This is a genomic window from Pseudoalteromonas sp. MTN2-4 (assembly GCF_042848605.1).
Taxonomy (GTDB): domain Bacteria; phylum Pseudomonadota; class Gammaproteobacteria; order Enterobacterales; family Alteromonadaceae; genus Pseudoalteromonas.
This window is the reverse complement of sequence record NZ_BTGK01000002.1, coordinates 506,895-519,464: the sequence shown is the minus strand read 5'-3', so window position 1 is coordinate 519,464 and position 12,570 is coordinate 506,895. Positions and strand designations below refer to the sequence as shown.

The following is a 12,570-nucleotide window of genomic DNA, read 5'->3' as shown; positions in this document are numbered from 1 at the left end:
AAGCTGGCAGCAGCCAGCTTTGGTAATACCCAGTTAGGGCATTATGCGTAAACTTTTATTTTTAGAGTGGGCCTTTATTGTCACTTGGTGTTTGCCATAAGCTATGCCAAATATAATTGCCATGAATGTAATACAAGTCGTCGCTGTGTATTACTGCCCTGTCTAGCCCACCCCATACATATGGCGCGGCCTCTGGGCTAATACTTGAATAATCTACTTTACTGCTGCCAAGGTAATTAAGTGTGGGCGCTTCTGTGGTATCTATTTCAAATGAAGCAAGCTCGCTAACTCTATGCCATAAATATGAAGTGTTGTTATCAGATTGACTTTGCCATGTCTCTACAGGCATGGTGAATCGCAATACCCCTGTTCCAGTTTCTAAAAAGCTGAGTGATTTATAGTCCCACTCTGCAGGAGTGTAAGCATTTGCAAATACTTTCTCATTAACGACTTTCGGGTTTGTAATATCTGAAATATCAAAGAGTGTGACTTTGGCACCACTTTCAATCTCTTGCGCATCTGGAGCCTGCCAATCTTGAATATTTTGTCCGATACCAAGCAGTAAGTTTTCACTGACAGGGTGTAAGTAGGCTGAATACCCAGGAATTTCTAATGCGCCTGCAATTTTAGGCTTTGTTTTATCAGCTAAATCGACAACATAAAGAGGGTCTATTTGTCTAAACGTCACGATAAACGCTCTATCTTCAGAAAAACGAACCGCGTAAATATTCTCATCAACTAAGCCCTGCTCATTGGTTTTGCCGATAGGAGTGGGATGCGTATCGTTAGGTAATTTTGCAATGGGCGCCAATAAGTTTTCTTGTTGTTGTAAAACAAATAACTGATGTTTAAATGGCGAGAAACCAGCAGACTCGTCAAACGGTAAATTAGTTGTAGTGACAATACGTAAATCGTTATTAAATTCGCTGAATCTTAAGTTATCAGGTCCTCTGCCTAAATGCCCTTCGACTGCGCCTGTTGCTGTGTATTCAAGAGTATCGCCAGCCAGGTCAAACTTATGAATAACGGTTTTTACTGTATCATCTTGAAATACAGTACCGTGTGTATAGAGTGCCTTTTCTGAAGCATATATCCCATAGATATTCGTGTTGATACAAAGTGACTCTCTTTGTTCAGGGTTACTTAAATTAACTTTAGTGATAGTAATAATACTGTCGAATCCATCTTTATCTGATGCATCAGATGAAATATAACAGTTATCTGGTGTGACCAACTCCTCACTACTCTGAGTGGCCGTATTAATAATGTTAGGTGTCAGTTCAGCGAGTTGCACTTTACTGAGGTTTTGATAGTTTGTCAGCAAAGTCGTTTCATCATTATTACTCGTATCAAATCCAGTAAAATTAGGGTGATAGTTGCTCACTAGATAAAGGGACCCATCAATAACTCTGCTATCGATTAGTCCCCCTTCAATTTTAAATTGGTGCTTGATGGCGGCTTGACTGGGTTGACTGACATCAACCAGGCTTAACTCAAATTCATTATCACCATAATAGAAGTATGGCTCTACAGTCGCAGCAATGTCATTTGCTATAGGGAATGAAAAATAACTTGGTGAATAATTTAAAATAGCGAGTGTATTTTCATGAAGGTAGAGGTGTTGATCTGAACTATGCACTTCAGAATAAGGCAGGTTTTGTATTGGGTTCATTTCACCCAGTTCATTGCGTCGCATGATACGAATATAGTTTTCACCTTCATTTGAATCATGATCTATATCGTTGAATGAATCAGCCGCAATGAATAAAAACTCACCGTCATATTTAATTCTGTCAGCTTCATCAACATTTTGTTCTTGTTGATTTGTTTGAGAGAAGTCTTTTGATGTTGATGGCGAAGCGGTTGCATCGTTTTCTGGAGCCTTATAATTAGAAAGGCGCGCTTGATAACGTTTGAACAATCCGTTCTTAAGGTTTTGAGAAAATTGAAACTCAGATGCTTTGATAAGTGGTGCTGCCGATACTTTTATATCATTTAACTTTGGAATTTTTTGTTCATCTAATGGAGGTGTATCAGTGTTATTACTACCCCCACAGCCGATTAAAATACCTAGTGCCAGTGAACTGAGTAAAAGAGAACGTTTCACTTTGGGCTCCTTGAAAGTGATTAAGTTAAAAGTCTTTGTGTGTTTTTTAATCTTAATCAGCCTGTCTAGAATATCTGTTATTTTAGCCAAACGAATTGTTATTTAATGTTACCGAGCATAGAAAAATAACTTAGGAGTGGTAAATTAGCATCAGGGAAATTAATGGGTTTGATTTTGAAAGCTTCTTTAAAGTATTTATTGTTGTTGGCTGCGTTAACGACGTCAAGATTAGGTTTAGCTGCTGAGTCATCAACTTGCTCAGAAGCCAATGAGGAGTGTATTGAAATTGGTCAATGGCAGGTGTCGTTAGCTGTTGGGGGGGGCATACTAACAAACCCTTTGCAAGGTGGCGAAAATATTCCTCTCATTGTTGTGCCTTACGTCAGTTACTACAATGAACGCTTCTTTCTAGAAAGCACTACACTTGGTTATACATTTAAAGAAGCTGAGCACTTTGATATTAGTGCTATTCTAGAACTTAATGGTGAGCAAAAACATTTTAATCGGCTGCATGCCGGTAATCTTATTGGCGTTGATGGCGCATTTAGTGGGGGTAGTAATTCTGAAGTACCAACTTCTCCAGATTCGAACGGTTCTAAAGACCTTTTCCCTGATACCGATAAACCTGTTGAACCAAAACGGCTTCCCACTTTAGATGATATTGCCAAGCGTGATTGGGCTATAGATGCCGGTATACTTACGCATTGGTATATAGGTAAACAACATAAAGTAACCGCTCAGTGGTCACATGATTTCAGTGGCGTTTATAAAGGCCAACATATTAAAGCCAGCTATAAATACCAACTTCCTGTTTTTGATTGGCCAGCGAAACTGCAGCTCTCAGCTGGGTTTGACTGGCAAAGTGCTGAACTTATTGACTATTACTATGGGATAAATAGTAAAGATAATGTAGAGCAAACGTACTATTATCAGGGTAAGCAAGGTGTATCGCCTTTTCTCGGGACCGTATTTAACTATCGAGTTAATAAGCGGTGGCAGTTTAAGTTCAGTGCTAAGCGTACTTTCCTATCGAGTGCGATAACTGATAGCCCATTGGTGAATGATAAGCATCAAGATTATATATTTATCGGGGGACTTTATGAGTTTTAGTCGCCCATTATTCATATTGGTTGCGAGTTGTTTATTCTCCTCTCATGCAAATGCCCAAAACGCTTTTGAACATGGTAATCAGCATGTGCCTTCTCTTGCTATTAAACCTATCACCTGCGTCGTAAAAAGTTTAGGAGAAGTATGCCAAATGAAAGCAAACGTAACTTGGCAGTCACCAATGCCACAGAGTGTGTGTTTGTTTCAAAATAAGCAGCAACTGAAGTGTTGGGCTAGGCAAAATCAAGCTTCTGAAATGTTTGATGTGACACTCGATAAAACGATGGTATTTAGTTTGCGTGACTCTAAACAGCGTACATTGGTAGAACAAACTATTAAGGTCCATGCATTGAGTAGTCGAAAGTACCGCCGAAAGTTAAAGTCTGATTGGAGTTTATTTTAATGTCTAAAGTTATTTTAGTTGAAGACGATGTTCGTTTAGCCACTTTGACTGCACAATTTTTAAAAGCAAATGGTTTTTATGTCGAGATGATCCATGATGGGTCTGACGCTGCGAAGCAGATTATTGCTATGCAACCCGATATTGTTATTTTAGATATTATGCTACCGAATCAAGATGGGTTTAGTATTTGCCGTGCTATCAAAGACGAGTATTCTGGACCCGTATTATTTTTAAGTGCCAAAGACAGCGATTTTGATCAAGTAAAAGGGCTCGAGATTGGGGCGGACGATTATGTCATTAAGCCAGTTGAGCCTTTTGTGTTATTGGCGCGTTTGAATGCCCTACTCCGTCGTTGTCAGAATAAGTCTGTAAACCAAGATTCTCTAACCCTAGGTGCATTACAAATAGATAAAGCCGATCGTCGAGTGTACCTTGATAGCAAAGAGATTGAGCTTACTAGTTATGAGTTCGATTTATTGTGGACTCTAGCAAGCAACGCGGGTGAAACTCAAAGCAGAGAGTTTATCTATAAACATGTTGTAGGCAGAGAATATGATGGACTTGATCGTAGTGTCGATGTACGTATTTCACGTCTTCGCAAGAAGTTGGGAGATAACTTAGAGCAACCATTTAGACTTATCACAGTATGGGGAAAAGGTTATTTATGCTCCAAGTCGGCTTGGGGTTAAACAAGCGTGGTTCGCCTTCTAATTAGTCTTTATTTAGTAGTGTTCACCAGTATTGTTGTTATTAATCAAGCCAGTGACTATGTTTGGCAAAATTGGGTAACACACGCTCCAGATGAGCTTCGTCATGCCAAACAAATAGCGCATGTGATGCAAGCACACATTACTGCGCCTGAACAGCTTCAGATGAGTTATCAAGGGCTAGATATTGATAGCATTGCATGGTTAGACGAGCAGCGTACTCAATTATTAAATGGTGAAGTGCTGACAACCTATAATGCACAGGGTCAGGCATTATTGAGTTTTTTGCTTATTGATAATTATACCTTAGTTCAACTTGGACCATTTTTACCTTCAGAACCAGCCTCAAATAAACTATACCTGTTCAAATTCATTTCTTTTTTAGTGTTAGGGTTATTGTTGATTGTTTGGTTACGACCGCTATGGCTAGATTTGATGCAGTTTAAACGGGTCACTGAACAATTAGCACAAGGCAACTTAAACGTAGAACGTAAAGCGTCACGTTTTTCTGCGATTTCAGATCTCACCGAGCAATTTCATATTATGGCGCATAAAGTGGCTAATTTGATGACTGATCAAAAGCAGCTCGTTAATGCTGTTTCTCATGAGTTGCGTACTCCACTTGCTAGACTAAAATTTGCTCTTGCTATGTTACAAAGCGCGCAGCCTGAGCAAATCTCAGGCATGCAACAAGACGTACAGGAAATGGAGTCATTAATAGACGAGATGCTCAGTTACGCACGTTTAGAAATCGCTGGAGAGCAGATAAGTTGTGAATGGTTTAATCTATCAGAGTTATTCCTGGCGCAACTTGATAAGCTGCAAGGGCTCAGTAGTAAAGAAATTACCACGTCTATTTCATCAGGTGTACTAGTCAATGCCAATGCGCATTACCTTGCCCGTGTATTACAAAATTTGCTACAAAATGCTGATAAATATGGTGCTAGCCAAATTGATGTATCTCTGAGAGAGGTTGAACAGCAGGTTATTATTGTGGTTGAAGATGATGGTGAAGGGATAGCAGAAGACCAGTACGAGAGCGTGTTTATGCCTTTTGTTCGATTAGAAAAGAGCCGCAACAAGCACCTTGGTGGTTATGGGCTTGGTTTGGCCATAGTGAAAAAAATAGTGAGTTGGCACAAAGGGCAATGTGTGGTGGCAAAAAGTAAACTTGGCGGCGCGAGTTTCGTGATCACACTGCCAAAATGAGTTTTATTAGGATAGAAAAATTTAAGTTTAAAATGAAAAACTGTTTCAAAAACAATAAAGGCCTTAAATAAGGCCTTTATTGTTTTTACAAATTATTCAAACTCTAAGGTGATGTAATTAGTGACGAACGGGTCAATAGTAATTGTACCTGTTGCATAGGATTTTCTGTCAACACCTCGGGTTTGCGCTTTGATGTAATACTTACCAGCTGGCAGTGTGATATTCTCATTAAAGGTTGTATCAAATTTAGTTCTTGTTTTGATTAACCAGCCTTCAGGTGAGTACTCATATAAGTAAGCTTCGAATGCGACATTACCGATACGAGGGTGAAAAGAACGCCCTATTTGAAGGCTCGTTTTATCATTTGGATTACGCTCGGCTTTAGTTATGGTTGTTTGCCCATAATCTCGCGACGTTTTTTCAGCTGTGATAATGGAAATATTTTCACGCTTTACTGAGTAATTACCAGATTGATTTGGTGTGTTTGTTACAGGAGATGATGGGCTTGTAGAGCCAAGGATACCTTTTATTGCACCGTTAACGCCGTCTTTAACTGTGCGTTCAACAGTCGTTGTTGAACAGCCTGATAGTGCCGTAATAGCGGTGAATAATAACGCGAGTTGAGTTTTCATATTTCGTCCTAGTCGTTTTGGCTTACCTTAAAGTTCAAAAGTACAGACTTTTGAACGTGTTATTATTAAACAATTTACCCGTTATCTGCAATAAATAATATCTAAAATGGGGGCTAGGGGTGTTTTAAACCAATCCACTTAATTAAGTGGGCTATTTTGAGGGTATGAAAGTTTTTTGCTAATAAGGCAAAAAATTTGCTATTTAGTTGTCCTCGGTGATTGCTCCTGCATTGCTCTGCCTTCTGCATCCATGCAGTTGTATATAAGAAATTTTTAACGCCGTTAGCGGCAACTTTAGTCCCTAAAAATGATTAAGTTTTATTGGGGGGGGTATTAGTAATCAACACGTTTTCTCAATTGTTTAGTTTGGCCTTTTTTGACTTTGCTATCGACGCGTTTACGTTGTGAGCTGCGAGTAGGTTTTGTATCTTTTCGTGTTTTTTGAACTTTAATCGCATCTAAAATAAGGGCTTTTAAGCGCTCCAATGACTCCTCTTTGTTCATTTCTTGGCTTCGGTGAGACTGTGCTTTGATGACGATGACACCCTCTTTTGTGATCCTAGAGTCTTTTAGCGCAAGTAGTCTTTCTTTATAAAATTGTGGCAACGATGAACGTTTAATGTCGAACTTTAAATGAATGGCGGTTGATACTTTATTGACGTTTTGACCGCCTGCGCCTTGGGCGCGGATTGCGCTGAATTCAAATTGCCAAGCTGGAATTTCAACATTGTTGGATAAAACTAGCATGTCACGTCTCGTGGTTTTTACTTAATAATGAGAGTTTAACATGTTGGCTGTAGATGTTTGCAGTTTTAAAGATATGCCATGTCCAAGCAATTGTTTCAGAAAAATCACGGCATCCTTGCCATGGCAAGTGCTTGGGAATTAGTGGCCTAGTTGGTATTTATGCGCTAATTGTTGTTGTGAATACTGAAGAGCGCGTTTTGTTGCTTGTAATAAGTCTTTACCCTTGGCTCTGATCTGCATACTTGGCAAGCCTGGCAATAATAATTCAATGTTGCATTGCTTCATGCTGGTGGCTTGATCTTGATGTATGTCTTTTACATTGATAGTAATTTTACGGATGTTTTCACTGTACTTAGACAGCTTGCTATTCACCAGTCGTGAAATTTGCATTTTTGTCGCAGCATTTTGTAATTTGTCTTGTAGCGTCAAAATCAGTTTCATCGTGTAAATTCCAATCAGTTTATAAAGTTTTATCGCGATATATTGCAGCGACGGAATTAATCTACTAATGTAATCGAAAAGAAAAAAGCTGATTAAATCTTACTTAGGGTTCGGTGAAATCGAATGATTACCAACATAAATTACAACCACCTCTATTACTTTTGGCAAGTAAGCCGCCATGGCAGCATCGCGGCAGCCAGTAAAGTATTACATCTGACACCACAAACAGTCAGTGCGCAAATTACCAGTCTTGAACATCGACTTGGTAAACCATTATTTTTACGTGAAGGGCGAGGTTTACGACTTACTGAGTTTGGTCAAGTCACTAAACAGTATGCCGATGATATGTTTGCCATTGCCGAAGAGTGGCTGGAGACGACTCAGGGTGATATGAGCAATGTTTCTAAAACGCTAAGGGTAGGTATCTCAGATTCCTTACCTAAATCTTTGGTATCTAAATGGTTAGCGCCTTTGATTGAAAACGAACGTATTTCGAATTTACATTGTATTGATGGCCAACAAGCTGAGCTACTGGCGCAAATGGCCACGCACAAGCTTGATTTGGTATTAGCCGATAAGCCATTAGATAGCAGCCTGCCGTTTAAGGCTTTTTGCCATGAGATAGGCAAGAGCCAACTGGGCTTTTTTGGTAAAGCCAGCTTACAAAGCAGTGTACAAACGCAATTCCCTAACTTACTAAGTGAGCTACCTGTCATTTTACCAGCTAAAACCAGTCCGGTGACAAGCGCGATTAAGTTTTGGTTAGAAGACCTAGAGTTAGAGGTATCTGTAGCGGGTCACGTTGATGACAGTGCATTAATGAAAGCATTAGGCGAACAAGGATTTGGTATTTTCCCTGCGCCATTGTCAATTAAGCAGGAAATCGAAAAAGCGCTCGATGTGACTTATTTGGGGGCAATTGAAAATGTTTATCAGCATTATTATGCATTTACACCTGATAGACTCATTAAAGATTCTATTTATTCAGAGTTTGTGAAAAACGCACAAAGTTACTGATCAAATAAGCTTTGGTTAAAGAAGTTAGGGGCTTCGTGCTTTTGTGAGTACAATACGCCCCTATTTACTTTTTTGAGCCCGTTATGCAGCCCTCAGCAATCTCATTCCTTGATTCTCATCTTGCAAATCTTTCTCCGTTGCCGTTCACGGCCGAGGCAAAGCTTTTGAAGGGCTTGAGCAATTAACAATTGACTGGCTTGATGGACAAATCTTGATTTCAATTTTCAAAGAAGTCGATGAAGATTTTCTGTCCGTGTTAAAACAGCATATTACTGCATGGTTGCAGATGGATACATGGCAGGCGCAAGTCAAAAGTGTATTGTTGCAGTATCGATTTAAAATGAATTCACCGATAGAAGTGGCTTTTGGTGAATTAACAGATCAGCAAAATGTCATTGAAAACGGATTGAAGTTTCAGCTCGATTTGGGTCAAAAGCTAAATAACGGCTTATTTTTAGACATGCGCTATGGTCGTAAGTGGGTATTAGAAAACAGTAAAAATAAGCGTGTTTTAAACTTTTTTGCCTATACCTGCGGTTTTTCAGTTGCAGCCATTGCTGGTGATGCTCAAAGTGTTGTGAATCTTGATATGGCCAAAGCGGCATTGTCAAAAGGCTGGGTAAACCATCAATTAAATGAACATGACTTGAGGAAAGTCTGATTTTTAGGTTATGACTTATTTAAATCTTGGGGGAAAGTCAAAAAGTTCGGACCTTACGATTTAATTATCATTGACCCACCTAGTTTCCAAAAAGGCAGTTTTGCACTGACCAAAGATTATAAAAAGATTTTACGCCGTTTACATGAGTTACTCAGCGAAAACGGACAAGTACTTGCTTGCGTGAACGACCCTGATCTGACTTCTCAATTTCTAATTGACGAAATGGCAGAGCATGCACCTTCAATGCGTTATCAGCACCGTTTAGAAAACCAGTCTGAGTTCATTGATAGCGACCCAGAAGCCAGTTTAAAAAGCTTATTATTTATTTTAGATGGCAACTCAAAGTAAATTTTAATGTAAGTGTAAAGCCCCTTTACACTTCAAATTTGAGGATTAGATCACGATTATTCTAACTCAGGTTATGGATATTAAGTGGGTCGATTTTTCAGCCTTATTTGAAGTTATTCAAGGTGATTTATAGGTACTGACTCTCAATTTTTTCTGAGAAAAGAAAATTCACATTATTTTTTAGAATTAAATTGAATTTATTTAAACAATCGAGGGTCAAACCTCAGCTATAAACCGAAATTTTACTAACTTTAACGAACTTATTTTATGTATAGATCAAATTTTTACTAACTGCAGCGTCGTTTTTACGATGCAGTTAAATGGCTTAAGCGTCGTGCTTTCTGATCTGCATTAACTTTTAAGTTAAATAGTTGTTTATATCGGTTAAATTAACTTGTTCATTTTAATCAAGCAGGTATAGTTTATGGCTGCTTTAAGATATCAAATAGGATTTGACATAACATGCAATTAGTCGATTTAAACCCAGAAGATCCCAATGTGATTGAGTTATTTGCGGAGATCGATCGGCTGATGAATACACTCTATCCTATTGCCAGTGATCAGTCTCTTGCGCTTTCTGAATTACGCCAACCCAATGTGCGTGCTATCGGTTTATTAAATGAAGATGGCATTGTTGCTTGTGGTGCGATTGTGAAACAGTTTGATAAAACGCTTTATGGTGAATTGAAACGTTTATACGTAAAACCCGCTTATCGAGGTAAGGGGTTATCTAAGCGTATAATGCAAACCCTGCTTCATTATGCTGGAGAAGCGCAAATCCCTCTTATGCGCCTTGAAACAGGTAGTAAACAGGCTGAAGCAATCAGCTTATACGAAAGTTTAGGTTTTAAGCGATGTGAGCGTTTTGGTCTTTATCGAGATAATCCGCTGAGTGTATTTATGGAGCTCCCGCTAAGTAAGGCTTAAGTCGCACAACGCAGTAGTCTGTAAGCAACTGTAATGGCTTGAACGCACTTTTTGCAGTAATTTCCTTCCTCGTGTTCTATATTTATTTTTGGTTGTTTGATTTTAAGTAAGGAGACTTTTGACGATGAAAGTGCTCGTTGTTGATGACATGGCCGCGATGCGACATGTAATGATGAATATGTTAAGGCATGTCGGTTTTGAACATTTAGATGAAGCTATCGATGGTTTTCAGGCGTTAGGGATGCTAAAAAATGCCTCTTACGATCTTGTGATCACCGATCTTAATATGCCCAAAATGGATGGTCAGCAATTACTTAAATCGATCCGCAATGATCAAAAATTAAAAGACACGCCTGTGATCATGGTGACTTGTGAAAACGACAAGAAAAAAGTACAGCAAGCTTTATTAGAAAAAGTTAGCGGTTTTATTTTGAAGCCTTTCAACTTACAGACACTTGAAAAACAACTTTCAAGGCTAAGAGAAACGGTTTAAAAAATATAAAGAGGTATCACTTTTAAAAGAGATACCCTGTGTTTTTTGCACTAATTTCATAAGGCTTTACTGATTAGCTCCATTGCAGCATTCGTTTGAAAAATATTATGGCCGCCTTTGATAATCTTCATTTCTACATGTTTTCCTTGCTTCTTTAATTCCCAGTAATACTGTTTGGTCAAATACGGTTTAGTTACATCATCCTTTTCTGCAACCATTAAGCTGATCCTGGTTTTATCCGAAACGTTTGTTGCGAGTTCAATTGGAGAAGAGATTGGCAAGTCTCCCCTAAAAGGCTCATATTCGTTACGAAGCAGCATGTCTTTTCGCCAGGCATTAATATTACAAGGACATGAAATGGCTACCGCATGATCAATTAAGTTTGGATAAAGCCCGATTATTCGGGTTGTAATTGCTGCGCCACCGGAATGCCCAATTAGGACTAGTTTTCCAGCTTTATGAATATGTTTTAAGGACTTAATCGCGTCAGTGATCTGCTTTACTCGCTCATCATCATAATTATCACCTACCGTTAAACCCATTTCTCCATCTGACTTTCTTCCAAAATCATCTTTGTAGCCAGGTCGTAGCATGCCGACTGCAATCACATTGTCGTTATTCTCAGCAATTTTTTGCGCAACACGGTTCTGAACAAAAGGTCGGATAAATGCACTGTCGCCATGTAGAACAATGGCTAGAGTTGGGTTATCTGAATTTTTTTGACTCTTATAAGTTTCAATCTTGGTACACAGCTCAGCAACCAAAACTTCACGTTCAATGTTACTACATGCTGATTTTGCGAGCGCTTCTTGTGTAGGTAACAGGCTAAATAATATACTTGTGATAAAAAAGATATATTTCATGATTATTCCTTATAACTTTAAAGCGTTACTAACAGTGTCTAGAACAATCTCGTTATTGAAAATGTAATGGTTGCCATCAATAAGTTGCAGGGATACCTGCTTGCCATTTTTTTTAAGAGAATCATAGTATTCTCGAGAATAACGAGGACCTGTGCGCTCATCATCTTTACCAACAATTAAAGAAATTGTGGTTTTATCTGAAACTTGTTTAGCCAACTCCATGGGGGTTTTAGTGTCTAAATCATCTTTTAAGACATCTAACTTCAGCCTTTCATAAAGCGTTGCTCGCCAATCATTTATATTGCAATTACAGGATGCCAGTACTGCACTGTCTACTAAGTTTGGATATATGCCTAAGAGTCTTCCTAGTATTGTTGCACCGCCATAATGGCCAAGCACCACAACTTTGCTAGCATTATGCTGCTGTTTTAAAGCTTGGATTGCTAAAGCAATCTGTTTAATGGTTTCATCATCATAATTGTCACCAACAGTGTCTCCAAGACGTCCATCAGATGTTCTTCCCCAATCATCGGTATAACCAGGTCTTAACATGCCAACAGCAATAACATTTTTCTGTTGAGATGCGAGTTTTTGTGCAATTCGATACTGCTCGGCTGGCTGATAATTATGTGCGTCACCATGCAGTACAATGGCCAATGCAGGGGAAGACGTTAATTGGGTACTTTTATAAGTTTCGAATTTTGTGCATTGGTTATTGGACCAAACTTCATTTTCAATATCTGTACATGTTTGTTTTGCGAGAGTGCTAAGTGATGTTATCAATGAAGTAACAATCAGGGAGGTAAAGATTGGTTTCACAGCGGTGCTCCTTACACGCATGATTCAGTGAACGTATTTCAGAAGCAAATATTACAAGGAGTATGTATATTCTTCGAGCAAACAGTTGT

General features: G+C 38.8%; 13 protein-coding genes and 1 pseudogene. 8 read left to right on the top strand and 6 right to left on the bottom strand.

What is annotated here, in order from left to right; all coding sequences use genetic code 11:
- Positions 1–61: 61 nt before the first annotated feature.
- Positions 62–2,107, bottom strand: a complete 2,046-nt coding sequence (locus tag ACGHEH_RS07305) for a beta-propeller domain-containing protein (protein ID WP_390443434.1) — start codon at positions 2,105–2,107, stop codon at positions 62–64.
- A gap of 162 nt (positions 2,108–2,269) precedes the next feature.
- On the opposite strand from ACGHEH_RS07305, the gene ACGHEH_RS07300 reads away from it, so the two are divergent.
- From ACGHEH_RS07300 to ACGHEH_RS07285, 4 genes are read left to right on the top strand one after another with little or no spacing between them, the layout of a single operon-like run.
- On the top strand, positions 2,270–3,217 hold the full coding sequence (locus ACGHEH_RS07300) for a MipA/OmpV family protein (RefSeq protein WP_390443431.1): 948 nt from the start codon (positions 2,270–2,272) through the stop codon (positions 3,215–3,217).
- Positions 3,207–3,617 carry a DUF3019 domain-containing protein gene (locus ACGHEH_RS07295; protein ID WP_390443428.1) on the top strand — a complete coding sequence of 137 codons (411 nt, stop codon included), beginning with the start codon at positions 3,207–3,209 and terminating at the stop codon, positions 3,615–3,617. The genes ACGHEH_RS07300 and ACGHEH_RS07295 overlap by 11 nt, the downstream gene beginning before the upstream one ends.
- The gene (locus ACGHEH_RS07290) at positions 3,617–4,306 is read left to right on the top strand and encodes a response regulator (RefSeq protein ID WP_390443425.1); all 690 of its coding nucleotides are present in this window, start codon (positions 3,617–3,619) and stop codon (positions 4,304–4,306) included. Before ACGHEH_RS07295 ends, ACGHEH_RS07290 begins: the two co-directional genes overlap by 1 nt.
- Before the next feature lie 6 nt (positions 4,307–4,312).
- Positions 4,313–5,533 (top strand): ATP-binding protein, encoded by a 1,221-nt coding sequence (locus ACGHEH_RS07285; protein ID WP_390443423.1) that lies wholly within the window; start codon positions 4,313–4,315, stop codon positions 5,531–5,533.
- Positions 5,534–5,625: 92 nt separating this feature from the next.
- Here ACGHEH_RS07285 and ACGHEH_RS07280 read toward each other — a convergent pair whose 3' ends face one another.
- The 3 genes from ACGHEH_RS07280 to ACGHEH_RS07270 all read right to left on the bottom strand — a co-directional run bounded on the left by ACGHEH_RS07280 (position 5,626) and on the right by ACGHEH_RS07270 (position 7,353).
- On the bottom strand, positions 5,626–6,165 hold the full coding sequence (locus tag ACGHEH_RS07280) for a hypothetical protein (protein WP_390443422.1): 540 nt from the start codon (positions 6,163–6,165) through the stop codon (positions 5,626–5,628).
- Between the two features lie 333 nt (positions 6,166–6,498).
- Entirely contained in the window at positions 6,499–6,912 is a 414-nt protein-coding gene (arfB, locus tag ACGHEH_RS07275) for an alternative ribosome rescue aminoacyl-tRNA hydrolase ArfB (protein WP_390443419.1), read from the bottom strand.
- Between the two features lie 138 nt (positions 6,913–7,050).
- Positions 7,051–7,353 carry a hypothetical protein gene (locus tag ACGHEH_RS07270; RefSeq protein WP_390443416.1) on the bottom strand — a complete coding sequence of 101 codons (303 nt, stop codon included), beginning with the start codon at positions 7,351–7,353 and terminating at the stop codon, positions 7,051–7,053.
- Between the two features lie 123 nt (positions 7,354–7,476).
- On the opposite strand from ACGHEH_RS07270, the gene nhaR reads away from it, so the two are divergent.
- From nhaR to ACGHEH_RS07250, 4 genes and pseudogenes are all read left to right on the top strand, one after another.
- Positions 7,477–8,370, top strand: a complete 894-nt coding sequence (gene nhaR / locus ACGHEH_RS07265; RefSeq protein WP_390443414.1) for a transcriptional activator NhaR — start codon at positions 7,477–7,479, stop codon at positions 8,368–8,370.
- 154 nt (positions 8,371–8,524) lie between these two features.
- A pseudogene (locus ACGHEH_RS07260) lies at positions 8,525–9,379 on the top strand (class I SAM-dependent methyltransferase); the annotation flags it as partial.
- Between the two features lie 462 nt (positions 9,380–9,841).
- Positions 9,842–10,306, top strand: a complete 465-nt coding sequence (locus tag ACGHEH_RS07255; protein WP_390443411.1) for a GNAT family N-acetyltransferase — start codon at positions 9,842–9,844, stop codon at positions 10,304–10,306.
- Between the two features lie 124 nt (positions 10,307–10,430).
- Positions 10,431–10,799 carry a response regulator gene (locus ACGHEH_RS07250; RefSeq protein ID WP_390443408.1) on the top strand — a complete coding sequence of 123 codons (369 nt, stop codon included), beginning with the start codon at positions 10,431–10,433 and terminating at the stop codon, positions 10,797–10,799.
- Between the two features lie 56 nt (positions 10,800–10,855).
- Here the strand turns inward: ACGHEH_RS07250 and ACGHEH_RS07245 are convergent, their stop codons facing one another.
- Positions 10,856–11,662, bottom strand: a complete 807-nt coding sequence (locus ACGHEH_RS07245; protein ID WP_390443406.1) for an alpha/beta hydrolase family protein — start codon at positions 11,660–11,662, stop codon at positions 10,856–10,858.
- A gap of 9 nt (positions 11,663–11,671) precedes the next feature.
- Positions 11,672–12,481: an alpha/beta hydrolase gene (locus ACGHEH_RS07240; RefSeq protein WP_390443404.1), complete on the bottom strand. Its 810-nt coding sequence runs from the start codon at positions 12,479–12,481 to the stop codon at positions 11,672–11,674.
- Positions 12,482–12,570: the final 89 nt, after the last annotated feature.